Origin of the sequence: Mesorhizobium waimense (assembly GCF_003601975.1) — a bacterium.
In the GTDB taxonomy this organism is placed as follows: Bacteria; Pseudomonadota; Alphaproteobacteria; order Rhizobiales; family Rhizobiaceae; genus Mesorhizobium; species Mesorhizobium waimense.
Map to the genome: position 1 here is coordinate 41,742 of NZ_QZWZ01000013.1, position 24,307 is coordinate 66,048.

Annotated in this window: 28 protein-coding genes and 1 pseudogene; 15 read left to right on the plus strand and 14 right to left on the minus strand. The window is 63.2% G+C overall.

The window, feature by feature from the left end:
- Window positions 1–197: 197 nt before the first annotated feature.
- Complete coding sequence (locus D3227_RS17730) at window positions 198–755, plus strand: RBBP9/YdeN family alpha/beta hydrolase (protein WP_120015679.1); 558 nt, start codon at window positions 198–200, stop codon at window positions 753–755.
- A 25-nt stretch (window positions 756–780) separates the two neighbouring features.
- Here the strand turns inward: D3227_RS17730 and D3227_RS17735 are convergent, their stop codons facing one another.
- The gene (locus tag D3227_RS17735; RefSeq protein ID WP_120015428.1) at window positions 781–1,554 is read right to left on the minus strand and encodes an HpcH/HpaI aldolase family protein; all 774 of its coding nucleotides are present in this window, start codon (window positions 1,552–1,554) and stop codon (window positions 781–783) included.
- Window positions 1,555–1,656: 102 nt separating this feature from the next.
- Complete coding sequence (locus D3227_RS17740; protein WP_006206037.1) at window positions 1,657–1,977, minus strand: DUF1476 domain-containing protein; 321 nt, start codon at window positions 1,975–1,977, stop codon at window positions 1,657–1,659.
- 276 nt (window positions 1,978–2,253) lie between these two features.
- Between D3227_RS17740 and purC the strand changes: the two genes are divergently transcribed.
- The 6 genes from purC (at window position 2,254) to D3227_RS17770 (ending at window position 5,461) form a co-directional block, all read left to right on the plus strand.
- On the plus strand, window positions 2,254–3,048 hold the full coding sequence (purC, locus tag D3227_RS17745) for a phosphoribosylaminoimidazolesuccinocarboxamide synthase (RefSeq protein WP_008875498.1): 795 nt from the start codon (window positions 2,254–2,256) through the stop codon (window positions 3,046–3,048).
- A 67-nt stretch (window positions 3,049–3,115) separates the two neighbouring features.
- A complete protein-coding gene (gene purS, locus D3227_RS17750; protein ID WP_120015430.1) occupies window positions 3,116–3,355 on the plus strand; it encodes a phosphoribosylformylglycinamidine synthase subunit PurS in 240 nt (79 codons plus the stop codon).
- A gap of 19 nt (window positions 3,356–3,374) precedes the next feature.
- Window positions 3,375–3,644, plus strand: a complete 270-nt coding sequence (locus D3227_RS17755) for a hypothetical protein (protein ID WP_120015433.1) — start codon at window positions 3,375–3,377, stop codon at window positions 3,642–3,644.
- A 48-nt stretch (window positions 3,645–3,692) separates the two neighbouring features.
- A complete protein-coding gene (gene purQ, locus D3227_RS17760) occupies window positions 3,693–4,361 on the plus strand; it encodes a phosphoribosylformylglycinamidine synthase subunit PurQ (RefSeq protein WP_120015435.1) in 669 nt (222 codons plus the stop codon).
- A 43-nt stretch (window positions 4,362–4,404) separates the two neighbouring features.
- Entirely contained in the window at window positions 4,405–4,815 is a 411-nt protein-coding gene (locus D3227_RS17765) for a hypothetical protein (RefSeq protein WP_120015438.1), read from the plus strand.
- Between the two features lie 4 nt (window positions 4,816–4,819).
- Entirely contained in the window at window positions 4,820–5,461 is a 642-nt protein-coding gene (locus D3227_RS17770; RefSeq protein ID WP_120015440.1) for a Pr6Pr family membrane protein, read from the plus strand.
- Between the two features lie 21 nt (window positions 5,462–5,482).
- Here D3227_RS17770 and D3227_RS17775 read toward each other — a convergent pair whose 3' ends face one another.
- Window positions 5,483–5,725 carry a DUF1127 domain-containing protein gene (locus tag D3227_RS17775; RefSeq protein WP_120015443.1) on the minus strand — a complete coding sequence of 81 codons (243 nt, stop codon included), beginning with the start codon at window positions 5,723–5,725 and terminating at the stop codon, window positions 5,483–5,485.
- A 93-nt stretch (window positions 5,726–5,818) separates the two neighbouring features.
- Here D3227_RS17775 and D3227_RS17780 point away from each other — a divergent pair, with 93 nt between their 5' ends.
- The 4 genes from D3227_RS17780 to D3227_RS17795 all read left to right on the plus strand — a co-directional run bounded on the left by D3227_RS17780 (window position 5,819) and on the right by D3227_RS17795 (window position 10,446).
- Window positions 5,819–7,228 (plus strand): aminotransferase-like domain-containing protein, encoded by a 1,410-nt coding sequence (locus tag D3227_RS17780; RefSeq protein ID WP_120015445.1) that lies wholly within the window; start codon window positions 5,819–5,821, stop codon window positions 7,226–7,228.
- A gap of 151 nt (window positions 7,229–7,379) precedes the next feature.
- Window positions 7,380–9,611, plus strand: a complete 2,232-nt coding sequence (purL, locus tag D3227_RS17785) for a phosphoribosylformylglycinamidine synthase subunit PurL (RefSeq protein ID WP_120015448.1) — start codon at window positions 7,380–7,382, stop codon at window positions 9,609–9,611.
- A complete protein-coding gene (locus tag D3227_RS17790) occupies window positions 9,608–10,132 on the plus strand; it encodes a hypothetical protein (protein WP_120015450.1) in 525 nt (174 codons plus the stop codon). The genes purL and D3227_RS17790 overlap by 4 nt, the downstream gene beginning before the upstream one ends.
- An 80-nt stretch (window positions 10,133–10,212) precedes the next feature.
- Window positions 10,213–10,446, plus strand: a complete 234-nt coding sequence (locus tag D3227_RS17795) for a BolA/IbaG family iron-sulfur metabolism protein (protein ID WP_023674714.1) — start codon at window positions 10,213–10,215, stop codon at window positions 10,444–10,446.
- A gap of 19 nt (window positions 10,447–10,465) precedes the next feature.
- Here D3227_RS17795 and D3227_RS17800 read toward each other — a convergent pair whose 3' ends face one another.
- The 3 genes from D3227_RS17800 to D3227_RS17810 all read right to left on the minus strand — a co-directional run bounded on the left by D3227_RS17800 (window position 10,466) and on the right by D3227_RS17810 (window position 13,714).
- Window positions 10,466–11,665 carry a ZIP family metal transporter gene (locus tag D3227_RS17800; RefSeq protein ID WP_120015452.1) on the minus strand — a complete coding sequence of 400 codons (1,200 nt, stop codon included), beginning with the start codon at window positions 11,663–11,665 and terminating at the stop codon, window positions 10,466–10,468.
- A complete protein-coding gene (locus D3227_RS17805; protein WP_120015454.1) occupies window positions 11,662–12,792 on the minus strand; it encodes a multicopper oxidase domain-containing protein in 1,131 nt (376 codons plus the stop codon). The genes D3227_RS17800 and D3227_RS17805 overlap by 4 nt, the downstream gene beginning before the upstream one ends.
- A gap of 118 nt (window positions 12,793–12,910) precedes the next feature.
- Complete coding sequence (locus tag D3227_RS17810) at window positions 12,911–13,714, minus strand: phosphodiester glycosidase family protein (protein WP_245451787.1); 804 nt, start codon at window positions 13,712–13,714, stop codon at window positions 12,911–12,913.
- A 163-nt stretch (window positions 13,715–13,877) separates the two neighbouring features.
- Here D3227_RS17810 and grxD point away from each other — a divergent pair, with 163 nt between their 5' ends.
- Both grxD and D3227_RS17820 read left to right on the plus strand, forming a co-directional pair.
- Window positions 13,878–14,213, plus strand: coding sequence for a Grx4 family monothiol glutaredoxin (gene grxD / locus D3227_RS17815; RefSeq protein ID WP_120015458.1), 336 nt, complete (start codon window positions 13,878–13,880; stop codon window positions 14,211–14,213).
- Between the two features lie 173 nt (window positions 14,214–14,386).
- Window positions 14,387–15,586, plus strand: coding sequence for a multidrug effflux MFS transporter (locus D3227_RS17820; protein WP_167480749.1), 1,200 nt, complete (start codon window positions 14,387–14,389; stop codon window positions 15,584–15,586).
- Between the two features lie 488 nt (window positions 15,587–16,074).
- On the opposite strand, the gene D3227_RS17830 is transcribed toward D3227_RS17820, so the two are convergent.
- The 8 genes and pseudogenes from D3227_RS17830 to D3227_RS17865 all read right to left on the minus strand — a co-directional run bounded on the left by D3227_RS17830 (window position 16,075) and on the right by D3227_RS17865 (window position 22,228).
- Complete coding sequence (locus tag D3227_RS17830) at window positions 16,075–16,902, minus strand: inositol monophosphatase family protein (RefSeq protein WP_120015461.1); 828 nt, start codon at window positions 16,900–16,902, stop codon at window positions 16,075–16,077.
- A complete protein-coding gene (gene ttcA, locus D3227_RS17835; protein ID WP_120015463.1) occupies window positions 16,892–17,785 on the minus strand; it encodes a tRNA 2-thiocytidine(32) synthetase TtcA in 894 nt (297 codons plus the stop codon). The genes D3227_RS17830 and ttcA overlap by 11 nt, the downstream gene beginning before the upstream one ends.
- Before the next feature lie 141 nt (window positions 17,786–17,926).
- Window positions 17,927–18,544, minus strand: a complete 618-nt coding sequence (gene rpsD, locus D3227_RS17840; RefSeq protein ID WP_006206017.1) for a 30S ribosomal protein S4 — start codon at window positions 18,542–18,544, stop codon at window positions 17,927–17,929.
- 451 nt (window positions 18,545–18,995) lie between these two features.
- Window positions 18,996–19,360 (minus strand): annotated as a pseudogene (locus tag D3227_RS17845) (VOC family protein).
- Between the two features lie 123 nt (window positions 19,361–19,483).
- Window positions 19,484–19,666, minus strand: coding sequence for a DUF3008 family protein (locus D3227_RS17850; RefSeq protein ID WP_120015466.1), 183 nt, complete (start codon window positions 19,664–19,666; stop codon window positions 19,484–19,486).
- A 67-nt stretch (window positions 19,667–19,733) separates the two neighbouring features.
- Window positions 19,734–20,546 (minus strand): glutamate racemase, encoded by an 813-nt coding sequence (gene murI, locus D3227_RS17855; RefSeq protein ID WP_120015683.1) that lies wholly within the window; start codon window positions 20,544–20,546, stop codon window positions 19,734–19,736.
- A 155-nt stretch (window positions 20,547–20,701) separates the two neighbouring features.
- Window positions 20,702–21,298 (minus strand): hypothetical protein, encoded by a 597-nt coding sequence (locus D3227_RS17860; protein ID WP_147377618.1) that lies wholly within the window; start codon window positions 21,296–21,298, stop codon window positions 20,702–20,704.
- Between the two features lie 78 nt (window positions 21,299–21,376).
- A complete protein-coding gene (locus D3227_RS17865; RefSeq protein WP_120015471.1) occupies window positions 21,377–22,228 on the minus strand; it encodes an RNA methyltransferase in 852 nt (283 codons plus the stop codon).
- Between the two features lie 220 nt (window positions 22,229–22,448).
- Between D3227_RS17865 and D3227_RS17870 the strand changes: the two genes are divergently transcribed.
- Window positions 22,449–23,660, plus strand: a complete 1,212-nt coding sequence (locus tag D3227_RS17870) for an NADP-dependent isocitrate dehydrogenase (RefSeq protein WP_120015685.1) — start codon at window positions 22,449–22,451, stop codon at window positions 23,658–23,660.
- 12 nt (window positions 23,661–23,672) lie between these two features.
- Window positions 23,673–24,293 (plus strand): glutathione S-transferase family protein, encoded by a 621-nt coding sequence (locus D3227_RS17875; protein WP_120015473.1) that lies wholly within the window; start codon window positions 23,673–23,675, stop codon window positions 24,291–24,293.
- Window positions 24,294–24,307: the final 14 nt, after the last annotated feature.

Consider the following 24,307-nt stretch of genomic DNA (forward strand, 5'->3'; position numbering starts at 1 on the left):
CCCGGCGCCACCGATAACTGTACGTCGTGTCAGTGCCAAAATCCCGGTCCTTCACGGCTGTTTGTTGTCCCGTGTCAGATGGTCGATCGCGATCGTTCACACAAGATGGCAAGAAGCGAACAAGGTGTTCACTATTGTGATCGCCAACCTCATTCGAGATGGTTGCACCCGGCATCGGCGCTCGCTACATGCGCGCCATGAAGGTCAAGGACGCAGATATTCTCATCGTGCCGGGTTACACCAATTCCGGTCCCGAGCATTGGCAGACGCGTTGGCAGTCGAAACTGTCGACGGCGCGCCGGGTCGAGCAGGCGGAATGGTCGAAGCCGGTGCGCGAGGACTGGACGGCGAATGTCGCCAAGGCAGTCAACGAGGCCGAGCGGCCGGTCGTCATCGTCGCGCATTCGCTGGGCGTCGCGGCGGCTATCCAGGCGATGCCGCAATTTCAGCGCCCTGTGGCAGGCGCTTTTTTCGTGGCGCCGCCCGATGTCGCCAATCCCGAAATCAGGCCGAGACACCTGATGACCTTCGGCCCCTACCCGCGCGAGCCGCTGACCTTCCCGTCGGTGGTGATCGCCAGCCGCAACGATCCGTTCTGCGCCTTCGACGTCGCCGAGGACATTGCCGGAGCCTGGGGCTCATTGTTCATCGACACCGGCGATGCCGGCCATCTCAACGCAGACTCCGGCTTCGGCCCGTGGCCGGAGGGCTCGATGACCTTCGCCAAGTTCCTGACCGATCTCAAAGGGGCTTAAGTCCCTGGAGACAGCGCGCGCGCCGTCAGTTGCCGATCGAATCCCGCATGCTCTTCAGCAAAGTCTTGGCGCCGAGCGCGATCAGCGCATGGTCCGAGCCCATGGCCAGCAACCGATAGCCCATCGCCACCACGCGGCCGGCGACGGCCGGCTCGATGACGTAGATCGCCGCATGCTTGCCGGCCTTGCGCGTGCGCTCGGCGATCGAGGCCACCGTCTCCATCATGCTTTCCAGGGTCGAATTGACGGTGGCGCCGTTCGACCATGCGATCGAGAAATCCGACGGGCCGACGAAGATGCCGTCGATGCCGGGCGTGTCGAGGATGCCATCGAGTGCCTCGAAGGCGGCGCGCGTTTCGACCATCGCGAACGCCATGGTGCGCTGGTTAGTGTCGCGCAGCCATTCGGCATGGTCGCCCTTGCCGTGGCGCGGAAAGGCGTAGGTTGGTCCCCAGGAACGCTCACCCATTGGCGGATACTTCATGGCAGCGGCGAAAAGCCTGGCGTCGGCCACCGAATTCACCATCGGCGCGATCACCGCCTCGGCGCCGAAGTCGAGCGCCCGGCTCGCCATGTCGAAGCGGCCGACCGGGATGCGCACCAGCGCCGGCTTGTTGGCGGCCAGCACCGGCACAAGGCCGCGCAGGACGCTGTCCTCGTGATGGCCGCCATGCTGCATGTCGAGCGTGACGGCGTCGAAGCCCTGTTTGGCGACGATCTCCACCGTGAGCGCGTCCGGCACTCCGGACCATGCGGTGAACAGCGTTTCATCCGCCGTCAGGCGTGATTTCAGGGACATCGCATCTTTCCTTGTTAACAGTCGCAGTTTCAGCCGGAAACGGCGGCAAAGGCAAAGAAAAACCGCCCGGCTGGGCCGGGCGGTCGATTGGTCCAGGCTGGATCAGGTGTTCTTGATCTGCTCGATCGCCTGCGCCATCAGCTCATCCATGGTGCGGCGGATCTGGTGATCGGACTGGGCAACCCCGGCAGCATCGAAATCCGCGCGGATCTTGCGGAAAACGTCGTGATCGCCGGCTTCCTCGATGTCGGCCACGACCACTTCCTTGGCATAGGTTTCAGCATCGGCGCCCGACTTGCCGAGCTTCTCGGCCGCCCACAGGCCAAGCGCCTTGTTGCGGCGGGCCGAAGCCTTGAAGCGGAGTTCCTCATCGAAGGCGAATTTGCGCTCGAAGCCCTCTTCGCGGTCTTTCATGCTGCTCATGGCGTCCCTCCGGGTCAAATCCGATTCGTTGGCGGTGAATATGTGTGTTGCCGAAGCACAAACCAAAAGGCCGCGGGCCGGTCAATATGCTACATCATTTGCTGCGCTGCGGCATTTCGGTCCCGAAACCGGTTGATTGAAAGGATTTGCCGATTGAGCAAACAGTGCGATTGGGATAGACACCGGCATTGAACACCGCCGTCTGTACACTAATTTAGGCAGACGGAGAGGAACTGGTCGCTTGCCGCCTGCCCGGAAATCCAGAGAAAAAATCAGATGAAAAATCGCCGCCGCATTTATGAAGGCAAGGCCAAGATCCTCTATGAGGGCCCTGAGCCGGGGACGCTGATCCAGTTTTTCAAGGACGATGCCACCGCCTTCAACAAGAAGAAACACGAAGTCGTCGACGGCAAGGGCGTGCTCAACAACCGCATTTCCGAGCACATCTTCAACCACCTCAACCGGATGGGCATTCCGACCCACTTCATCCGCCGGCTCAACATGCGCGAGCAGCTGATCAAGGAAGTCGAGATCATCCCGCTCGAGGTGGTGGTGCGTAACGTCGCCGCCGGCTCGCTGGCCAAGCGCCTCGGCATTGAGGAAGGCACCGTGCTGCCGCGCTCGATCATCGAATTCTATTACAAGGCCGACGCGCTGGACGATCCGATGGTGTCGGAAGAGCACATCACCGCCTTCGGCTGGGCAAGCCCGCAAGAGATCGACGACGTCATGGCGCTGGCCATCCGCGTCAACGACTTCCTTTCCGGCCTGTTCATGGGCGTCGGCATCCAGCTCGTCGACTTCAAAATCGAGTGCGGCCGCCTGTTCGAGGGTGACATGATGCGCATCGTCGTCGCCGATGAGATTTCGCCCGACTCCTGCCGGTTGTGGGATGTCGCGACGCAGGACAAGCTCGACAAGGATCGCTTCCGCCGCGACATGGGCGGGCTGGTCGAAGCCTATCAGGAAGTTGCCCGCCGCCTCGGCATCATGAACGAGAACGAGCCGCCGCGCCCGACCGGGCCGGTGCTGGTTGCGTCCAGCGAGCCGCCAAAGGGCATGAAGCACTAATTACCAAACCGGGCTTGCCGGTGACGGCGGGCCCGGCGCACACCGTATTGATTTCTCAGGAGCATCGATGAAAGCCCGTATCACCGTCACCCTCAAGAACGGCGTGCTCGACCCGCAAGGCAAGGCGATCGAGCATGCGCTTTCCGGGCTGGGTTTTGACGGCGTCGGCCAGGTGCGCCAGGGCAAGGTGTTCGACGTCGAACTGTCCGAGACCGACAAGGCCAAGGCCGAGGCCGATCTCAAGGCGATGTGCGACAAGCTTCTGGCGAACACCGTGATTGAGAACTATAGTGTAGCCATTACCTGAGGTTGTACCGGAGGGGCTGATGGCCGACGTGAGATCGCCCTCGTGGGTTCACCGGCTTGGCGGCAAATCGATCTTGGCAGCCGGGTTGCACGTGCTGGGATTGGCAATTGCCTTACCCGGAGTACTGCTTGCAGCGCTCATGCTGGAAGATTGGACGCGGCCTGCAACTGACTGGCGCGATCTTCTGTTTGGTCCGAAGAGTGGTCTGGGCTGGCTCGGTCTGACGATACTTGCGATCGCGCTTCTTATCTACTTCTCCCTTGCGCTCCTTGCGCGCAGGATTCGATAGAATCGTTCGATAGAATCGATTGTCCAAAACGATCAGGTTGCCAAAGACATGAAATCAGCCGTCGTCCTTCTCCCCGGCCTCAACCGCGACCGCGACATGATCGCGGCGCTGACCAAGATCTCCGGGCAAGCGCCGGCAACCGTCTGGCAAACCGACACCGAAATCCCCGATGTCGACCTGATCGCCATTCCCGGCGGCTTTTCCTTTGGCGACTATCTGCGCTGCGGCGCGATTGCCGCGCGCATGCCGGTGATGCGGGCGGTCGCCGAAAAGGCGGCCAAGGGCGTCATGGTCATCGGTGTCTGCAACGGCTTCCAGATCCTGGTCGAGGCCGGAATGCTGCCGGGCGCCCTGATGCGCAATTCATCGCTGAAATTCGTCTGCCGGCAGGTGAAGCTCCAGATCGCCAACGCCAACACGATGTTCACGCGCCGCTATCAGCCGGGCCAGATCATCCGTTCGCCGGTAGCGCATCATGATGGCAACTATTTCGCCGATGCCGAGACGCTGGCCCGCCTGGAAGGCGAGGGACAGGTGGTGTTCCGCTATGCCGAAGGCACCAACCCCAACGGCTCGATCAACGACATTGCCGGCATCATCAACGACAAGGGCAATGTGCTCGGGCTCATGCCGCATCCCGAGAACCTGATCGAGGCCGCCCATGGCGGCAGCGACGGCCGGGCGCTGTTTGAAGGCGCCCTCGGCATCGCCGCTTGAAATTCTCTCAGATATTCCTTTCAGAACCGGGGGCGGCCTGACCATGAGATTGACGATTGCTCGCCTTGCTTTGCTGGCTGCCGCCGGTCTCGCGCTGGCCTCCTGCCAGTCGAGCCCGAAGAGCGCGCCGGTCCCTTCAGGCAAGAGCGCCTCGCTGCTTGCCATGGAACAGGTGGCGATCGCCGCCCACAAATGCTGGATCGCCAGCAAGGACCCGGCCTTCAAGCCCTATCAGATGGCCAACGAGCTGAATTCGTTCAGCGGCACGCCGCGCTTCCTGCTGGTTCCGGCCAAGCACTATGGCGGCAAGCCGCTGCTGGTGGTGCAGGCGCAAGGCAATTCCAGCCGGGTCGACGTGTTCGGTCCGCTGATGGCCGACCCGCTTGGCGCCCGCATCGGCTCGGACATCGCCCGCTGGCAAACGGGCAATCCCTCCTGCGCCGCTGCCGCATAGGGCCATGGGCCGCTTCCTGCAGATCGCCGGTCTGGCCATTGGTCTGGCCGGACTTGTCCTGCAGTTCGGCATCACCATCCCGGCGTCGATGCAAGCCGGCCGCAGCCTGCTCGGCTCCATCGTCTTCCTGTTCAGCTTCTTCACCATCCTGACCAATATCGGCGCTGTGCTCGTCCACACCTCGCTGCTGTCGCCCACCGGCTATGCCTGGCTGCCGGCCTTTGCCGGGCCGCGGGTACGGGCCGGCGTGGCGGTCGCCATCGCGCTGGTCTTCATCATCTACGCAACGGTTCTGGCGCAGCTTTGGCAGCCGCAGGGGCTGTTCCTGCTCTGCGACCTGGTGCTGCACTATGTGACGCCGGTGCTGTTCGTTTTGTGGTGGCTGATCGCCGGCGCCGACGGCACGACGCGCTGGAGCGACATTTCCTGGTGGATGGCCTATCCAGTCGCCTACCTGATCTACGCGCTGGCGCGGGGGCCGATTGCCGGCGAGGTGCCGTATCCGTTCCTCGACGTCGCCGAGAATGGCGCGGTCAGCGTCGCTATCTCGGCGCTGGCCGTTACCGGGCTTTTCTTATTGCTGTGCATCATCGCCGTCCTTGCCGACCACGCTGTGGCGCGCGCCAAGGGTTCAAAGATCCGATAGGCCTGCGCGAACCAGCAGGGCTCAATCCCAGAACGGCCTCAGACCTTCGCGATGGGCAGCGCAGCGCGAGACGCCGATGTCCTTGAGCTGCTCGTCGGTCATTTCCAGCAAGGCCAGCCGGCTGCGCCTGCGCTCCAGCAGCCTGGCGATCCACATGGAGAGCGAGCGAACCACGCGCATGAAACGGCGGACATGAGTCGGACGGGCCGATGGGCGTTCCGCCTGTCCGATCCATTCGTTGCGAATTGTCTCGATTGTATCCATTGTCATTCTGCCAAGTGTTGCAATTGTACCTATTCCCATTCACCGCAGATATGGATTGACTCATTATTCGGTGCAATATATAAAATTGTCACCATGACAAATTGGCTTCCCGATCTTACCGGCGGCTCCGGCCCTCTCTACCAGCGCCTTGCTGACAGCATTGAGTCAGATATCGACCGCGGCGTGATCGACGCCGGGGCAAAACTGCCGCCGCAGCGCGATCTTGCCTATGACATTGGCACGACAGTCGGCACAGTCGGCCGGGCCTATCAGTTGTTGCGCGAGCGTGGGCTGGTCAGCGGCGAGGTCGGCCGCGGCACCTATGTGCTCGCGCAGCAGTCCGAAGCGAAACCAGACTTCCCGCCGGCCGATGTCCAAGGCACGCGCTTTATCGACGCGCCGAGCGGCAAGCTGCGCTTCGACAGCACGGCTGCGCCTGACATTGGCCAGGGCGCCACCATCGCCGAAGTGCTGTCGCGCATAGCGCAGGAGCATCCCTACGACATTTCGAGCTACACGAGGGATTTCCCGGCGCGCTGGTACGAGGCCGGCGCTCGCTGGCTGTCGCGCAATTCGTTCCGGCCGGCCGCCGATGCCATCGTGCCGACGCTCGGCACCCATGCGGCGGTGATGGCGGCGATCGCCGCGCTGACCACGCCTGGCGATTACGTCGCCTTCGAGCACCTCACCTATTCCCAGATCTCGCGCAGCGCCGGCCTGATCGGGCGCAGGACCGCGCTGGTGGCGTCTGACGAAGGCGGCATCGATCCCGATGATTTCGAGCGCGTCTGCGCGCAAAAGCACCCGAAGATGATGTTTTTGATGCCGACGGCCAAGAACCCGACGCTGGTGACGTTGTCGGCGGAGCGCCGGCAAGCGATCGCGCGGGTAGCGCGCGAATACAATGTCGTGCTGATCGAGGACGACCTTTACGGCGACCTCACCGACGATCCGACACCGCTGCTGGCGGAATATGCGCCCGAAAGAACCATCGTTGCCGGCGGCCTGTCGAAATCGGTCGCGGCTGGCGTTCGCGGCGGCTGGCTCGCCTGTCCACCGGCCTATCGCCATCGCATCCGCGTCGCCCACAAGATGATGACCGGCGGCCTCCCTTTCCTGCTGGCCGAGGTCGGCACAAGGCTGGTGCTGTCAGGCCAGGCGGGCGATATCCGCAAGCGCTGCATCGCCGAAATCGGCGCGCGCATCGCTATCGTGCGCGAGACGCTGTCCGGTTTCGAATTCAAGGCCAGGGACAGCGTGCCTTTCGTCTGGCTTACCTTGCCCGATCCCTGGCTGTCCGGCACCTTCAAGAATGCCTGCCTCGAACATGGCGTGCTCATCGATGACGAGGACGAATTCAAGGCCGGTCGCTCCGAACAGGTCTTTCACGGCGTACGTTTCGGCGTTTCGCAGCCGCGGCAAAACAAGGATGTCGCCGGCGGCGTGGCGGTCATCCGGCGGCTGCTCGACGAAGGCCGCGCCGGCTACGACAGTTTTTCCTGATTTCGCCCCCTGCCCTTCAAGGCTACCGCTTGCAAGCTGGCAAGCCTGTGGTTTTCCGGCGTTTTTCGTCAATCGATGGGGTGTATCGCGCGGAAGCTTGCGATAAGAGGGGACTCAAAATCCCCACTCCCATGGACACAAATCGCCGCCCATGACCATTTCCAATTCCGTGCCGATAACTCCGGAACTCATTGCCTCGCACGGGCTGAAGCCCGATGAATACCAGCGCATCCTCGACCTGGTCGGGCGCGAGCCGAGCTTCACCGAGCTCGGCATCTTCTCGGCGATGTGGAACGAGCATTGTTCCTACAAATCCTCAAAGAAGTGGCTGCGCACGCTGCCCACCACCGGGCCGCAGGTCATCCAGGGGCCGGGCGAAAATGCCGGCGTGGTCGACATTGGTGACGGCGATTGCGTGGTCTTCAAGATGGAGAGCCACAACCACCCCTCCTACATCGAGCCCTATCAAGGTGCTGCGACCGGCGTCGGCGGCATATTGCGCGACGTCTTCACCATGGGCGCGCGGCCGGTAGCGGCGATGAACGCACTGCGCTTCGGCGCGCCGGACCATCCCAAGACCAGGCATCTGGTCGCCGGCGTTGTTTCCGGCGTCGGCGGCTACGGCAATTCCTTCGGCGTCCCGACGGTCGGCGGCGAGGTCAATTTCGACGCCCGCTACAATGGCAACATCCTGGTCAATGCCTTTGCAGCCGGCCTTGCCAAGACCGACGCGATCTTCCTGTCCGAAGCCAAGGGCGTCGGCCTGCCGGTCGTCTATCTCGGCGCCAAGACCGGCCGCGACGGCGTCGGCGGCGCGACCATGGCCTCGGCCGAATTCGACGACAAGATCGAGGAGAAGCGCCCGACCGTGCAGGTCGGCGACCCCTTCACCGAAAAATGCCTGCTCGAGGCCTGCCTCGAACTGATGGCGTCCGGCGCGGTCATCGCCATCCAGGACATGGGTGCGGCCGGCCTCACCTGCTCGGCCGTTGAGATGGGTGCCAAGGGCGACCTCGGCATCGAGCTCGACCTCGACAAGGTGCCGGTGCGCGAGGAGCGCATGAGCGCCTATGAGATGATGCTGTCGGAGAGCCAGGAGCGCATGCTGATGGTGCTGCGCCCGGAGAAAGAAAAAGAAGCCGAGGCGATCTTCCACAAATGGGGCCTCGACTTCGCCATCGTCGGCAAGACGACGGACGACCTGCGTTTTCGTGTGCTGCACCAGGGCGACGAGGTTGCCAATCTGCCGATCAAGGATCTCGGCGACCAGGCGCCCGAATACGATCGCCCGTGGGTCGAGCCGAAGAAGCCGGCACCGCTGGCTGCAGGCGACGCGCCAAAGGCGGATGTCGCGGATGCTCTGCTCAAGATGCTTGGCGGGCCGGACCTCTCCTCGCGCCGCTGGGTGTGGGAGCAGTACGACACGCTGATCCAGGGCAATTCGCTGCAGCTTCCGGGCGGCGATGCCGGCGTTGTCCGTGTCGAGGGCCATCCGACCAAGGCGCTGGCCTTCTCCTCCGACGTAACGCCGCGCTATTGCGAGGCTGACCCCTATGAAGGCGGCAAGCAGGCGGTGGCCGAATGCTGGCGCAACCTGACCGCCACCGGCGCACTACCGCTGGCGGCCACCGACAATCTCAATTTCGGCAATCCGGAACGCCCCGAGATCATGGGCCAGCTGGTCGGCGCGGTGAAAGGCATCGGCGACGCCTGCCGCGCGCTCGGCTTCCCGATCGTGTCGGGCAATGTCTCGCTCTACAACGAAACCAACGGCCGCGGCATCCTGCCGACACCAACGATCGGCGGCGTCGGTCTGATCGCCGACTGGTCGAAGATGGCGCGGATCGGCTTTGCCGCCGAGGGCCAGATGATTGTGCTGGTCGGAGCGCCCGCGACATGGGGAACCCATCTCGGCCAGTCCGCCTATATGCGCGATATCCATTCGCGCAGCGACGGTCCGCCGCCACCGGTCGATCTCGAGCACGAAAAGCGCGTCGGCGACCATGTGCGGGCGCTGGTCGCCTCAGGCGTGGTGACCTCGGCGCATGACGTCTCCGATGGCGGCATTGCCGTGGCGCTGGCCGAAATGGCGATGGCGTCGGGCATCGGCGCCACCATTCCAGGGCTTACCGGCACCGATCCCATCCCGGTCTGGTTCGGCGAGGACCAGGGCCGCTATCTGCTGACGCTGTCGGTCGATCCGCAAAGCAAGGAATGGGACGCCATTCGCGAAGAGCAGGGCAAGCTCGGCATCTTCGCGCCCTGGATCGGCTCTACCGGCGGCAGCGAATTGAAACTCGGCGAGGCGCGCGCGATCCCGATCAGCCAACTGACCGCCGCCCATGAAGGCTGGTTCCCGCGCTTCATGGATCAGGCCATTTGACGAAGCTGGCTGCCCGGGCGCTGCTTGCAGTCGTCTTCTGGCCGTCGCTGTTTTTCTTCTGGTTTCTCGGGCCGTTCGTCTTTTTCCTGCTATCGACGACCGGAAGCGAAGTTTGTCCCCGGCTGGAAACGCGGGCGGAGTTTCTCGCCACGGCCAACGGCACCATTTTGATGCTGGCGGTCCAGAGCCTCGTCTATGCGGTTCCGATCCTGTGCCTGGTCCTTTGGGACCGGCTCTCACCGGAGCCGGCGCGGTCGCGGCACATCGTCACCTGCATCAAGCTCTTTGCCGCTACCGTCGTCATTGGCGTGCTGTGGGCGTATGGCTCCTCGCTCGTCTGCGACGGCTACGGCAAGGGGTTTTTCTCGCCGCTCTGGCAGTGGACGGGCTACCTTCCCATCGTCAATGTTGTGATCAACGTTCCTCTTTACGTGCTGACCTTCAGCCTTGGCCGTGCTTTCTCGACACGCGAGGATGTTGCCGAGGACGATGCCTCCCATACGAACCAGGATGTCTCGTGAGCCTCCAATCGTGGACGGAACTGCTTCAATCCGAACGAGAAAGGCTTTAGGCTCACCCCGACTCTCACTAGGATTTTGCCATGGCAATGGACGCGCACGACATCGAACGGCTGATCAAGGAAGGCATCCCGGACGCCAAGGTGACGATTCGCGACCTCGCCGGCGACGGCGACCACTATGCGGCAGAAGTGGTGGCCGAGAGCTTTCGCGGCAAGAGCCGCGTCCAGCAGCACCAGATGGTCTATGACGCGCTGAAGGGCAATATGGGCGGCGTGCTGCATGCGCTGGCCCTGCAGACCAGCGTACCCGACTGAATCTCAAGACCAGCGCTGCTCAGATCTTCACCAGCATCGCCGTCAGGTACATGAAGCCAACTCCGGCCGCCAATCCAGCCATCGCGGCCGGTGCGAGCAGTGCCCGCGTGCCGTCGGTCCGCTGACGAAGCTGCATCGACACGAGCTCGACGATCACCTGCAGGATTGCCCCGGCGCCGACCGCCAAAGCCAGCGCCGACCATTGCGGGGCATAGGCGAGGCTGCCGATCGACAGGCCGATGACGGCGGGGCCGCCCGCGAGCAACGTCAGCGCGGCGAAGGTCCGCAATGGCGGCCGCTGCTTCAGGATCGGGGCGGCGATGCCGATGCCCTCGGTGATGTTGTGCAAGGTGAAGCCGAGCACCAGGAAAGTGCCGAGCCCCGCCGCACCCGAGGCGAAAGCGGCGCCGATCGCCAGCCCTTCACCAAGATTGTGCAGGCCAATGCCGAGCGCAATGAAGGTGGCTAAAGCCAAACCCGTCGGTGTCCCGCTCCGCCGGCCTGCCGCCATCAGTAGCAGGAAACTGGCGGCAGCGGCGAGCACGATCATCGTCGGCCCCTGGAACAGGGCGGCGGCTTCGCCCGCCAGTTCGAACGCATCCTCCAGGGCATCGACGAACAGGAAAGCGAGTAGGCCGACGGTCAGCGACAGAAGGAAGTCCATGCCGCTGCGTCCAACGCCGCGGAGTGCGGGATAGAACATAAGGCCGATCGCCACGGGCAGGATGCCGACGAAGGCGCCAAGCACCGCCTGCGCGGCGAAGCTCAGCGAATCGCGCGTCGGCGTGGGCACGGCGACGGCGATCTCATGCCCGAACGTCGTCCCGGTGCTGGTCACGACGTTGATCGCATGCGCCTCGCCCAGCACCCAGGGATAGGGCAGGCTGATCCAGGCCGTGGCGCCGCGCGCGATCGGTCCCGGCGGATCCTGCGTGAACTGCCAGTAGGCATCGTCGACCTGGACCTGCGCAATGGTCATCGGTTCCGATCCGCCGGCCCGGACGAGGACGCGGATGCCATCCGCGCCCAGGATCGTCCGCTCGAAGGTGATGTTTTCGACCGGTGGCGCGCCATTGCGGAAGCTCGACAGCGGGTCCGAGGAGACCAGCCAGGCGATGGCCAGCCCGAGCACGACGAGCGGCAGCGCGACCCAAAGCAGATAGGCCGACCTTGGGCGGCCGGCGCGTGCGTCGACGGAAGTCCGGCTCAGATCGGTCACGACACGGCCTCCACGACGTCGAACATGCCGGACCAGCCGAGCTCGGTGAATTCCGACTGGTGTGGATGGAACATGTAGAGGCCCGGCTCGTGCTCCCGGAAATGGAACTCCAGGATGCCGCGCTCAGCCTGGCACTGGGTGATCAGGTCGACGGTCTTGAGCGTGGGGGTGAGCGTCGTGCCCTGATTGTAGTAGTCGAAGAAATTGGCATGCAGGTGGAAGGAATTGATCGGATCGAACTCGACGACATTGACGAGATAGATGCGGACAGGCTTGTCCTTCAGCACCCGGATCGGCTTCTTGGCATAGGCGTGGGCGACCGTGTTGACGGCGTAGACCTCGTTCTCATTGTCGAAGTTGGTGTCGAAGGCATTCATGACCATCACGAATTCCTGCCAGCCGGCATTCTCAGGCGTGCCGAGCAGGCGCGAGCGGGCGACCGCTTCGTGCTCCGGATGCCGGGCCGGAGCGGGGTCGATCACGAAGGCTCCGTACATGCCCTTCTGGATGTGCCGCTTCAGCGGCAGGGCGTGGCAGTGGTAGAGATGACAGCCGAATGGCCTGGCGTCGAACTCGTAGACGAACTCCTCGCCCGGCCCGATCAGGCCGGCGCCTGGAACGCCGTCCATACGCGCGGCATGGATGCCGTGAAAATGCATCGAATGCGGATGCGAGCCCTGGTTGCGGAAGACGATCCTCAGCCGCTCACCCTCGGTCGCGCGTAAAGTCGGTCCCGGCACACGGCCATTGTAGGTCCAGGCCGGGAACATGATGCCGGGCGCGATCTCGATCTCCTTATCCTCGGCCGTGACCTCGAAGGTGCGAAGCGTCCGCCCGTCCGGCAGCATCGACACCGTTCCGGTGTACCAGTCGCTCAGCAGCTTCGTTGGATTGAAGCCGTTGCGGGCGTCGTCGACCTCGCCGACCGTGATCATCGAGCCATGGGCCGACAGATGCGCCGGTTGCCCTTCAGCGACAGCGGCCGCCGGCATCTCGTGACCGGCGTGGCTTGTCTGCCCGCGGGCGGCACTCGCCGCGACTGCCGTGCCGCCGGCAGCCATAAGGCCGCCGGCCAGAAGCAGCCTTCGATCGAGCTTTCGCTCCAGCAAGGATTTCGTATCGCTCATGCCTGCATTCCTCCAGATCGCGGCGAGGATAGCGTATGCTTCAAGATTTAGCTATAGCTATATTCCGGGCGACAGCCGATTGATGCCGGAAAAGGCGGACGAAGGCATTCTTCGGGGGCTACTCGGTCGCGGGCTTCTTTGACGACACGGCGATGATCGGGCCTGCCGGATAGTTCCCGCCGACGATCATCCGCTCGCCGTCCGACAGTGCCGAGACCGCACCGTCGAGAAACAGCGCGTTGGGACAGCCGAGCGCGTCGCGGAAGAGCCGTGCGAAGCTGCCGAGGCTGATCGCCGAGCGCGAGATCGCCAGCACGACCGTATTGCCGCCACGCACGCCGACACCGTTGCGGATGTAGCGCGAAGTACCGTTCGGCTCGAAGCGCGGGTGAATCTGGCCGTCGATGACCAGCATCGGCCCGGATTGCGTGGCAAACGCCACATCCGGCGTGGCGGCATAGGCGCTCGCCTCCATGACTGCCGCCTTGCCGTCCTTGCCGATCAGGAACACGCCGTTCGGTTTCAGGAAGAAATTGCCCTCGCCGTCGGCGAGGTTGAGCGGCGATTCTTGAACACCATGCTCGACCAGAAGGCCGACCGGTGTCAGGTCTTGGTGATACATGCCGCCATTCATGGCGAGCAGCACCGGCCGGCCCTCACCTGCCATCGCCTTGTCGAAAGCCTGCAGCGAGCCGAAGGGTTTGCCATCGGCGCCGGCATGGAAGACACCGATGGCGTCGGCGCGAAGGTCGATCTCGCAGACGACATAGGACACCGCCTCGAAGCCGATATCCCGGCAGGGTGCCGGCAGTTCGCCGCCGACGACCAGAGGCGGCGGCGCGGGGCGTCTCGACCACCAGGCCAGAGCCAACGCCACCAGCAGGATGGCGATCAGGATCGCGGCGCCATATCGTCTTTTCATCATGTCCCGGAGAAAGCGGTTGGCTCAGATGCTTGGCCCAATATCGGCGATCCTTTGCGCCATTTCCGCGGCCGCGGCGCAAACATCTTGTTTCGGTCAACCTATGGGTTTATTTGATGGCTATGTTTCGAGCCTGACTCCCACAGGCGTGAAAGGATCCTCCATGAGCGGTATCAACGACTACATCGACAGCGAAGTGAAGAGCAACGACGTGGTGCTCTTCATGAAGGGCACGCCCGGTTTTCCGCAGTGCGGTTTCTCCGGCCAGGTGGTCCAGATCCTCGACTATATCGGGGCTGACTACAAAGGCGTGAACGTGCTCGACTCGGCGGAACTGCGCCAAGGCATCAAGGACTATTCCAACTGGCCGACCATTCCGCAGCTCTACGTCAAGGGCGAGTTCGTCGGTGGTTGCGACATCGTGCGCGAGATGTTCCAGGCCGGTGAACTGCAGACGTTCCTCGTCGAAAAAGGCGTCAGCGTCAAAGGCGCCGCCTAACTTCGGTTTGTGCTAAAGCGCTCGGGGCTGCCCCCACCTCGGCAATTCAAACTCCCGGGCCTCGGGAATGAGGCGAGCTAATGCGCCGGTTCACCGGCGCATGCTCGTTTGAAAGATCGGACTTTGCCGTGGACAAGCAGGTCGAAGCGCCGCAGCAGACAAGCAGCCTGCCTATTCCGCGCTGGGAATTCATCGCGCTGTGCGCGGCGCTGATGGCGCTCAACTCCTTGGCCATCGACATCATGCTGCCGGCGCTGCAGCAGATCGGCGCCTCGCTCGGCGTCGTCAACGAAAACCACCGCCAGTATGTGATCACCGCCTATATTCTCGGCTTCGGCGGCGGACAGCTTTTCTTCGGGCCGATCTCCGACCGTTTCGGGCGCCGCCCTCCGCTTGTCGCCGGGCTGATCATCTATGTGCTGGCGGCCGGCGCGGCGGCAATTGCCCCGTCCTTCGCGACGCTGCTCCTGCTCAGGATGGTGCAAGGCATCGGTGCCGCCGCCACGCGCGTCATCGCCGTTTCGATCGTGCGCGATACGTTCGACGGCAGGCGCATGGCCGAGGTGATGTCGCTGATCTTCATGGTGTTCATGGCCATTCCGGTTGTGGCGCCGGGCATCGGCCAGTTCATCATGCTGTTCGCCTCCTGGCACTGGATCTTCATCACCATGGCCATCGGCGCGTTGATCGTGTCCGCCTGGTCGCTGCTGCGCCTGCCCGAGACGCTGCATCCCGAATATCGCCGACCGCTGACGGCCGCATCCATCGTCGGCGGTTTCCGCATCGTGCTCACCAACCGCATCGCGCTCTGCTATGCCTTCGCCAGCACCTTCATCTTTGGAGCCATGTTCGGCTTCATCGCCTCGGCTCAGCAGATCTATGTCGACGTGTTCAATGTCGGCGAGATGTTCCCGGTCATTTTCGCCGGTGTCGCGGCGGTGCTCGCCTTCTCCAACTATCTGAACTCACGCCTCGTCGGCCGCTTCGGCATGCGCCGGCTGTCGCAAAGCGCCCTGCTGCTGTTCCTGGTGATCAGCCTTGCATGGCTGGTGGTCTCGCTGGAAATGAAGATGCCGCTTTGGCTGTTCATCACTTTCTTTGCCTGCGCGATGGTGCCGTTCGGGGCGCTCGGCGCCAACTTCAACGCCTTGGCCATGGAGCCGCTCGGGCAGTTGGCCGGCACGGCATCGTCCATTCTCGGCTTCATGCAGACCTTCCTCGGCGGCATCCTCGGCACGCTGATCGGCCAGGCCTTCAACGGCACGGTGACGCCTTTAGCCGCCGGCTTCTGCAGCGTCTCGGTTGCGGCATTGCTCATGATCTTCATCGCCGAGCGCGGCAAGATGTTCCAGCCGCACAACCCACCGGTTTGACGCGCGCGCGGGCGCTCTATTTTTTTGTTTTGCGCGTGTCGTTGTCCTAAAATCGCTGCCCACTTTTGGGCGACACCCTTTACGAGGCTCTTTCGAAGGTTGCCGTGAAGCGAGGGGCAAGCATGCGCCCTGCGATTGCGCCACCCATGCTGTCCGAAAAGGGCAATGGCAGAGCCTCATCCAGAGCCTTGAGGATGGAAGCCACGAAGGCCCGGTTCAACGCGCTGTCGGTTCCCAGATCGGAAAAGGGCACGTGGCTTGCCGATGAGTGTGCCGTTTCGGCGAAGCGAGAACCGCAACGTGAGGGACATGCCTGCGGTTCCAGGCGGCGGTTTCCAACAGGCATAGATGGCGGCCGACATCTCCTTCAAGGTGTCGACGGGAACGGGGCTGTGACAGGTGCGCGCTTGCGCTCCTGCTTCGCTGGAACCGGCAACAAGGGCGATGGCAAGGGCCGCTGCGACAAATGCGGACCGAGGGTTCATCGCCTATTCGGCCCAGAGTTCGCGGCGCAACTCCTGCCAGCTTTGCCTGTCGGGTGCGACGAGCAGACCGCCGTCGAGATGCGAAGGCCGGTAAGGGCTGCCGTCGAAGCGCGCGGCATAGCCGCCTGCCTCGGTGTGGATCAGCGCGCCGGCAAGATGATCCCACGGCATCAGCTTGTTGTAGACGACGAAATGGGCGTGGCCGCTGGCCAGGAGGCGGTATTCGTGGGCCGCGCAGCGATAGCCGAATTGCGAGAGCGACTTCGTCTGGTTGCGCGCCAGCCGCGAGCGCTCCGGCTCCGGCATGTACTGCCATGACACCGCGCCGGTCATCTGCGATATCGGCACTGGCTCCGCGACGCGCACCTCCTCCAGGCTGCCATGGGCGTGACGGATATGGCTGCCGGCGCCCTTGGCGCCGATCAGCCAGTCCTTGCCGACCGGATCGTGGATGATGCCGGCGACGGTCTCGCCCTTGACCACGACGCCCAGCATGACGCCGAACAGCGGCACACCGGAAGCGAAGTTGAAGGTGCCGTCGACCGGATCGACGACGAAGGCAAGATCGGCGTCGCCGAGGCCGCCAAGCAGCGCCGGATTGTCGGAGCAGGCTTCCTCGCCGACGATCATGGCCTCAGGATAATGCTCGCGCAGCCGCGCCGTGATCAGCCGCTCGGCATTGACGTCGGCTTCCGTCACCAGATCGGCGGCGGATGTCTTCTGGCGGATGTCGCCCTCACCCAACCGGCGAAAGCGCGGCATGATCTCGGCTTTGGCCGCGTCGGACAGAAGGTCGGCGAGCCAGTCGATCGCTTTGTCGTCAAATGTCATCGGGATTGTCTTGCCGGAGATCTGGAGCTTCGTTGAGAGCGGCGAAATCGAACAGTTTTCGGTCGAGCAGATGCGAGGGCCGCACATTGGCCATGGCGCGGATCATCGTGTCCTTGCGGCCGGGCATGCGCTTTTCCAGATCGTCCAGCATCGCCTTCATGGCGTTGCGCTGCAGGCCTTCCTGGCTGCCGCAGAGGTCGCAGGGAATGATCGGGAACTTCATGGCGGCTGCGAATTTCTCGAGATCGGCCTCGGCGTTATAGGCGAGCGGCCGCAGCACCATGACATCACCTTCGTCGTTGAGCAGCTTTGGCGGCATGGCGGCGAGACGGCCGCCGTGGAAGAGGTTCATGAAGAAGGTTTCGAGAATGTCCTCGCGGTGGTGGCCGAGCACAAGTGCCGAGCAGCCCTCCGCGCGCGCGATGCGGTAGAGATGGCCGCGCCGCAGCCGCGAGCACAGCGAACAATAGGTGCTGCCCTCGGGCAGCTTGTCGGTGACCACCGAATAGGTGTCCTGATACTCGATGCGATGTGGGATGCCGTTTCTGGCGAGATAGTCCGGCAATATGTGCTTGGGGAAGTTTGGCTGGCCCTGATCGAGATTGCAGGCCAGAAGCTCGACCGGCAGCAACCCGCGCCATTTGAGATCGAGCAGCACGGCGAGCAGACCGTAGGAATCCTTGCCGCCCGACAAGGCCACCAGCCAGCGGTCGCCGGGTCTGACCATCGCGAAATCGTCGATCGCCTGGCGGGTGAGCCTGAGCAGCCGCTTGCGCAGCTTGTTGAACTCGACGGACGACGGCACATCGGCGAACAGCGGATGGAAGCCGCCTTCGGCATCGGCGACCGGTTCAAGTGAGTCGGCGTCTGGCAACATGTTCATGGCGCGTCGGCCCAAATCTCTGCTGCGCCCGGATTAGCGCATCGGCCCGGAAATCGAAATCGGTTTTTGGCAAAGCGCGATGCACAAAAGAAAAGGCCGCCTCGACGGGCGGCCTTCGGTGGTGTGGCTGAACGCGTTCGATCAGCGCGAATAGAATTCAACGACCAGGTTCGGTTCCATCTGCACGGCGAACGGAACGTCCGACAGGCCGGGGATGCGCGCGAAGGTCGCGACCATCTTGTTGTGGTCGGCTTCGATGTAGTCGGGCACGTCGCGCTCGGCGAGGCCAACCGATTCCAGCACGATCACCAGCTGCTTCGACTTCTCGCGCACTTCCACGACGTCACCCGGCTTGCAGCGGTACGAGCCGATGTTGACGCGCTTGCCGTTGACGTTGACGTGGCCGTGGTTGACGAACTGACGGGCGGCGAAAATGGTCGGCACGAACTTGGCGCGGTAGACGACCGCGTCGAGACGCGACTCGAGCAGGCCGATCAGGTTCTCCGAGGTGTCGCCCTTGCGGCGATCGGCCTCTTCATAGACCTTGCGGAACTGCTTTTCCGAAACGTCGCCATAGTGACCCTTCAGCTTCTGCTTGGCGCGCAGCTGCAGGCCGAAATCGGAAAGCTTGCCCTTGCGGCGCTGGCCGTGCTGGCCGGGGCCGTATTCACGCTTATTGACCGGGGACTTCGGGCGGCCCCAGATGTTTTCGCCAAGACGGCGGTCGATCTTGTACTTCGCGGATTCGCGCTTGCTCATCGCATTCCCTTTCAAAACAAACCACCCGGAACCTCATGGTCCAGGTGAAGGAAACGCGCCCTCCTCTGGCCTCCGTTTTCGAGACCTGACAGGGTTTTCCACGCAACGCGACGGAAAACCCACGGGACACGTCAGTTCAAACAAGACCAAGGAAACGAAAAACCTGATTTCCCTGAGGTCTTGCCATGCAAAATAAACGACCGGGCATTGCGGCCCGGTGTTGGGGGGCTGGTTAAACGGAGATTCAACCGGTGTCAAGCTCGCGACTGGCGCCGGCGATAGTGACAGTATAGCGTCTCACGGTTGAGTGCGGTGCCGGATGTGGCGGGAGGTTGCGCCAACGGCGTTTGAGCGACGTGCGTCCATTCGGACGCACACCTCGAACAGGCGGGTCGCCTCGGACGCGCTCGCTGACATTGGTCACTCTTCGCCATTTGTCTTCGTATTGCGCTCAGCTGAGTTCTTGGGCGAGTCCGATGAGAAGCCCTTCAGGCCCACGGATGTAGCAGAGCCGATACGCGTCTTTATACTGGACTACTTCGCCTACGAGCTGCGCGCCGCGCGTGCGGAGCCTTTCAAGCGTCTCCTCGATGTCGTCCACGGCGAACATGACGCGGAGGTAGCCTAGGGCGTTGACCGGGGCGTTCCGGTGATCTGCGACGACAGGCGGCGTGAGGAAGCGGGAGAGCTCGAGCCGGCTGTGGCCGTCCGGTGTGCGCATCATGGCAATCTCGACGCGCTGATCGCCCAGTCGAGTTCGCGAAAGAAATCAATCGTCCCTCCGAGGTCTTCGACGACGATTCCTACGTTGTCCATCCGCTTGAGGCCATGTTTCCAATCTCCAAAGTGTCGTTCCAATCTACAAGGCGTCGCCTAGTCTACAACGGACGCTTGAGGTGCCCCCCCGGGCTTTTGATGGACCGCCGCTGGTGTGGCGCTTCAATGCTTCTTCTTGGGCAGCCCCTTGCGCTTGGTCTCGGCGAATTCCTCGAGCTGCTTCTCGCTCATCGATTCGTACATTTCCTTCGATGCGCCTTTGAGCTCGCTCTTCTTCGTCTCGCCGCGCTTGGCGGACAGTGCCGCGCCGGCAGCCATTTGCTGGGCTTTCGAGGTGGCTGGCATGATCGGTTCTCCCGTTGCTATGGGAGGAAAACGTAGCCGTCCCCGGTGATGTTCCCGGTTCCGACGATCAAGACATCGCCAGCCCAAAGCCCTGCAACAGCCGGCGGGTCGGGAAATCGATTCTGTTCGAGGTGAACACCGCAAGGTCGGCGCCTTCCGGCAAGGTCTCGCCGCGACCGTTGGGGTCAATGTCGGCGAGCAGCGAAACGGCGCGGCGTGCGATCGCTTCGGCGGGATCGAGCCAATCGACCGGCCAAGGTGCCGTCTTGCGCATGCGGTTCGCCAGGAAGGGATAGTGGGTGCAGGCAAGCACGACGATGTCGGTGCGCAGTTCGTCACGCTCGACGAAACACGGCGCGATCTCGGCGCGCACTGCCTCTTCGTCGACGAAGCCGTCACGCATGTAGATTTCGGCCAGCGGCGCAAGGCGATCGGAGCCGACCAGCCGCACATGGCATTTCGAGGCCCATTTGCTGATCAGGTCGCGCGTATATTGGCGCTTGACGGTGCCTGGCGTTGCCAGCACCGAGACCAGGCCCGAGCGCGTGCGCTCCGCCGCCGGCTTGATCGCCGGCACCATGCCGACAAAAGGATGTCCGGGAAATCGCTCTCGCAAGGCATCGATGACCAGCGTCGAGGCCGTGTTGCAGGCGATGACCGAAATGGCCGGCGCAAACCGGTCGAGCAGCCTTGCGAACAACTCCAGTATATGCGTCCTGAGGGCCGGCTCCTCCCAGGCGCCATAGGGGAAAGCCGCATCGTCGGCGACATAGACGAAGCGGCGATCAGGCATCAAAACGCGCGCCTCGCGCAGCACGGTGAGACCGCCAACGCCGGAATCGAACATCAGGATCGGGCGGTGGCTTGATCGATCGTTCATGGTCATCTGATCACGAGAAGAGGCTGGGAACCACGAGAAGAGGATGGCCTATCATTTGGCCAATGGCGCTTCTATCGGGAACGATCATGGTTATGAAGTGGCGAGATGCCCGCCAAGTTGCGCTATTCCGGACGGAAAATCGCCACGCGCTTTGTTCAGAGCCCGCGCTTGCCGAAGCCGGCGGGCCGTGGCCGGCCGATTGGCTGAGCGACCGGCGCCGAGCGCGTGGCCGGCGTGGCATTCGGTGCAGCGCTGGTGGCCATCCTGCCGCCGCCCGCAGAGGCGGGAACAGCGCCATCGAAATCGAAAACGGATGTCAGTTCGTTGATATCGACGCCGCCTGCTGGCTTCGCCACGAGGATTGTTATCCAGAGGCCGAATATGGAGAGGCCGAGCAGGTTCAGGCCGCCGGGAACGCTGTCCGGATTGCCGAAGTCGATGACCAGCAAGGTGCCTGCCTGCAGGACCGCGTAGATGGCGGAGAACACGATGTAGGCCCACAGGATCCAACTGCGTCCGTTGGCATCGCGGCTGCGGCGCCAGGCGATGTTGCCGCGCAGCAGCACAAACACCAGAGACATGACCAGGATGACGCCAGCCATCCCCTGCCGCGACGGGCCAGGTGTCGAATTGATCAGCCCCGCGAAGCCGATCGTTCCCGCGATGCAGACAACGATCGCCACAATCTCCGCCACCATCGCGGCGATAGAGTAAAGAAAGAAGCGCAAACGACCGATACTGGATGTAAACATCCAACACCCCCAGTTTTGGGGACAATGGACGAAACCGAATAAGATTCGGTTACTGGCGAGCCTCAAAGTTAACCGGTTCTATTCTTCCTTTTCCGGCGACTGGATTCGCGCCGCTGCCGCAGGAAGCCGCCTTGGATCGTCTCCAGGCGAACCGTCGCCGCGCGGCATCGCCGGTGAAAACCTGTCGAGCGACGAGATGATGCCGCGCAGCACCTTGAGTTCCGGCTCGGCGAAAGCGGCGCGGGTCAGCACCGCGCGTAGATTGTCGACCATCTTCGGCTTCTTCTGCGCCGGGCGGAAATAGCCGCGTGCTTCGAGCGCGCCTTCCAGATAGGCGAACAGGCCGTGCAATTGCTCCTTGGTCGCCGGCAGCATTTCGGGGCTGGAGAAATTGGTCTTCGTCTCGTCCTCGAGGCCCGACTTCATCCATTCATAAGACATCAGAAGTGCCGCCTGCGCGATGTTGAGCGAGGAGAAGGCGGGATCGACGGGAAAGGTGACGATCTCGTCGGCAAGGCCGACCTCGTCATTGTAGAGGCCGAAGCGCTCGCGGCCGAACAGGATGCCGGTGCGCTGGCCGGCCGTGTGGCGTGCCCGCAGCGCCCTGCCCGCCTCGACCGGGCCGCGCACGGCTTTGAAGCCGTCGCGTTCGCGCGCCGTGGTGGCGAAGACAAAATTGAGATCGGCGACCGCCGAGGCGAGATCGTCGAACACTTTGACGGCATCGATGACATGGTCGGCGCGGCTCGCGGCTGCACGCGCCTTCTCGCTCGGCCAGCCGTCGCGCGGATCGACCAGGCGAAGTTCGGCGAGGCCGAAATTGGCCATGGCGCGCGCGACCATGCCGATATTCTCGCCAAGCTGCGGCTCGACGAGGATGATCGCCGGGCCCGCTGCGGCAGTGTTGCTGGGATTCTCGTCGGCTGACATCGTCGTCAATGAACTTCTGTTTGCGGCATTTCAGCGTCCCCTGCCATATTCAGCAGCGAAAATGAAGCTCTCGCAAGGAACCGCCGATGTCGCGGTCGAGCCGGCCGCTGCGGATGCCGTTTGCGCGGCCAAAAATGCTTTGATATACGGGCCGCATCCCCGGCCGAAAGCCATGCGGGCAGGCCGTTCCGATATCCCCCAGCAACGAGGCATTCTTTCCATGGCGAAGATCAAGGTGGCGAACCCGGTCGTCGAACTCGACGGCGACGAGATGACCCGCATCATCTGGCAGTTCATCAAGGACAAGCTGATCCACCCCTATCTCGACCTCACGCTCGACTATTACGACCTCGGCGTCGAGCACCGCGACGCCACCAACGACCAGGTGACCATCGACGCGGCCAACGCCATCAAGAAATACGGCGTCGGCGTGAAATGCGCGACGATCACCCCCGACGAGCAGCGCGTCGAGGAATTCAAGCTGAAGAAGATGTGGAAGTCGCCGAACGGCACCATCCGCAACATCCTCGGCGGCACCATCTTCCGCGAGCCGATCATCATGAAGAACGTGCCGCGCCTGGTGCCCGGCTGGACCAAGCCGATCATCGTCGGCCGTCACGCCTTCGGCGACCAGTACCGCGCCACCGATTTCCGCTTCCCCGGCAAGGGCAAGCTGACGATCAAGTTCGTCGGCGAGGACGGCGCGGTGATCGAGCACGACGTGTTCGACGCGCCGGCGGCCGGCGTCGCCATGGCCATGTACAATCTCGACGAGTCGATCCGCGAGTTCGCCCGCGCGTCGCTGAACTACGGCCTGCTGCGCAACTATCCAGTCTATCTGTCGACCAAGAACACCATCCTCAAGGCCTATGACGGCCGCTTCAAGGATATCTTCCAGGAAGTCTACGAGGCCGAGTTCGAAGCCGAGTTCAAGGCCAAGAAGCTGTGGTACGAGCACCGGCTGATCGACGACATGGTGGCCTCCAGCCTGAAATGGTCGGGCGGCTATGTCTGGGCCTGCAAGAACTATGACGGCGACGTGCAGTCCGACACGGTGGCGCAAGGGTTCGGCTCGCTCGGCCTGATGACCTCGGTGCTGATGACGCCGGACGGCAAGACGGGGGAAGCGGAAGCCGCGCACGGCACCGTCACCCGCCACTACCGCCAGCACCAGAAGGGCGAGGAAACCTCGACCAATTCGATCGCCTCGATCTTCGCCTGGACGCGCGGGCTCGCCCACCGCGCCAAGCTCGACGACAATGCCGAGCTGAAGCGCTTTGCCGAGACGCTGGAAAAGGTCTGCATCCAGACCGTCGAGAGCGGCTTCATGACCAAGGATCTGTCGCTGCTGATCGGCCCCGACCAGCCCTGGCTGTCGACCACCGGTTTCCTCGACAAGATCGACGAGAACCTGCAGAAGGCGATGGCCTGACCGGCAAGCGACGTGGGCAAGCCCATCGTCTACGGGGCGGACTACAGCGTCTATGTGCGCATCGTCCGCCTCGCGCTCGAGGAAAAGGACATCGATTACGAGCTCGTGCCGGTCGATGTCTTCGCGGCGGAAGGCATTCCGGCCTGGTATCTCGAGCACCATCCGTTCGGCCGCATCCCGGCCTTCGAGCATGACGGCTTTCGCCTGTTCGAGGCGAGCGCGATCGCGCGCTATGTCGACGAGGCTTTTGCCGGACGGGCGCTGCAGCCGCAAGACCCGCGCGGCCGAGCAAGGATGAACCAGATCATCGGCATGCTCGATGCCTATGGCTACCGGGCGATGGTCTGGGATGTTGCCGTCGAACGGCTGGAGAAAGTGCCGCCCGACGAGGCGCTGATTGCCAGCGGGCTTTCGACGGCGAGCACGGCGGTGCGGGTGCTTTCATCCCTGAAAGCTGAGGGACCGTGGCTGCTGGGTGACCAACTGACGCTGGCCGACCTGCATGCAGCGCCCATCATCGACTATTTCCTCAGGGTCGCCGAAGGGCAAAGCCTTCTGGCCGAATTCCCCGATATCCAGGCGTGGTGGACGCACATCGCGGCGCGTCCAGGCTTTGCCAACAGGGTGACATAGGTCCGGGCGCGTGC

Bases quoted from the DNA above. Each gene is read 5' to 3' on its own strand.
- D3227_RS17730 (WP_120015679.1), top strand. From the start codon at position 198: ATGAAGGTCAAGGACGCAGATATTCTCATCGTGCCGGGTTACACCAAT.
- D3227_RS17735 (WP_120015428.1), bottom strand. From the start codon at position 1,554: ATGTCCCTGAAATCACGCCTGACGGCGGATGAAACGCTGTTCACCGCA.
- D3227_RS17740 (WP_006206037.1), bottom strand. From the start codon at position 1,977: ATGAGCAGCATGAAAGACCGCGAAGAGGGCTTCGAGCGCAAATTCGCC.
- purC (WP_008875498.1), top strand. From the start codon at position 2,254: ATGAAAAATCGCCGCCGCATTTATGAAGGCAAGGCCAAGATCCTCTAT.
- purS (WP_120015430.1), top strand. From the start codon at position 3,116: ATGAAAGCCCGTATCACCGTCACCCTCAAGAACGGCGTGCTCGACCCG.
- D3227_RS17755 (WP_120015433.1), top strand. From the start codon at position 3,375: ATGGCCGACGTGAGATCGCCCTCGTGGGTTCACCGGCTTGGCGGCAAA.
- purQ (WP_120015435.1), top strand. From the start codon at position 3,693: ATGAAATCAGCCGTCGTCCTTCTCCCCGGCCTCAACCGCGACCGCGAC.
- D3227_RS17765 (WP_120015438.1), top strand. From the start codon at position 4,405: ATGAGATTGACGATTGCTCGCCTTGCTTTGCTGGCTGCCGCCGGTCTC.
- D3227_RS17770 (WP_120015440.1), top strand. From the start codon at position 4,820: ATGGGCCGCTTCCTGCAGATCGCCGGTCTGGCCATTGGTCTGGCCGGA.
- D3227_RS17775 (WP_120015443.1), bottom strand. From the start codon at position 5,725: ATGGATACAATCGAGACAATTCGCAACGAATGGATCGGACAGGCGGAA.
- D3227_RS17780 (WP_120015445.1), top strand. From the start codon at position 5,819: ATGACAAATTGGCTTCCCGATCTTACCGGCGGCTCCGGCCCTCTCTAC.
- purL (WP_120015448.1), top strand. From the start codon at position 7,380: ATGACCATTTCCAATTCCGTGCCGATAACTCCGGAACTCATTGCCTCG.
- D3227_RS17795 (WP_023674714.1), top strand. From the start codon at position 10,213: ATGGCAATGGACGCGCACGACATCGAACGGCTGATCAAGGAAGGCATC.
- D3227_RS17805 (WP_120015454.1), bottom strand. From the start codon at position 12,792: ATGAGCGATACGAAATCCTTGCTGGAGCGAAAGCTCGATCGAAGGCTG.
- D3227_RS17810 (WP_245451787.1), bottom strand. From the start codon at position 13,714: ATGAAAAGACGATATGGCGCCGCGATCCTGATCGCCATCCTGCTGGTG.
- grxD (WP_120015458.1), top strand. From the start codon at position 13,878: ATGAGCGGTATCAACGACTACATCGACAGCGAAGTGAAGAGCAACGAC.
- D3227_RS17830 (WP_120015461.1), bottom strand. From the start codon at position 16,902: ATGACATTTGACGACAAAGCGATCGACTGGCTCGCCGACCTTCTGTCC.
- ttcA (WP_120015463.1), bottom strand. From the start codon at position 17,785: ATGAACATGTTGCCAGACGCCGACTCACTTGAACCGGTCGCCGATGCC.
- rpsD (WP_006206017.1), bottom strand. From the start codon at position 18,544: ATGAGCAAGCGCGAATCCGCGAAGTACAAGATCGACCGCCGTCTTGGC.
- D3227_RS17850 (WP_120015466.1), bottom strand. From the start codon at position 19,666: ATGCCAGCCACCTCGAAAGCCCAGCAAATGGCTGCCGGCGCGGCACTG.
- murI (WP_120015683.1), bottom strand. From the start codon at position 20,546: ATGAACGATCGATCAAGCCACCGCCCGATCCTGATGTTCGATTCCGGC.
- D3227_RS17860 (WP_147377618.1), bottom strand. From the start codon at position 21,298: ATGTTTACATCCAGTATCGGTCGTTTGCGCTTCTTTCTTTACTCTATC.
- D3227_RS17865 (WP_120015471.1), bottom strand. From the start codon at position 22,228: ATGTCAGCCGACGAGAATCCCAGCAACACTGCCGCAGCGGGCCCGGCG.
- D3227_RS17870 (WP_120015685.1), top strand. From the start codon at position 22,449: ATGGCGAAGATCAAGGTGGCGAACCCGGTCGTCGAACTCGACGGCGAC.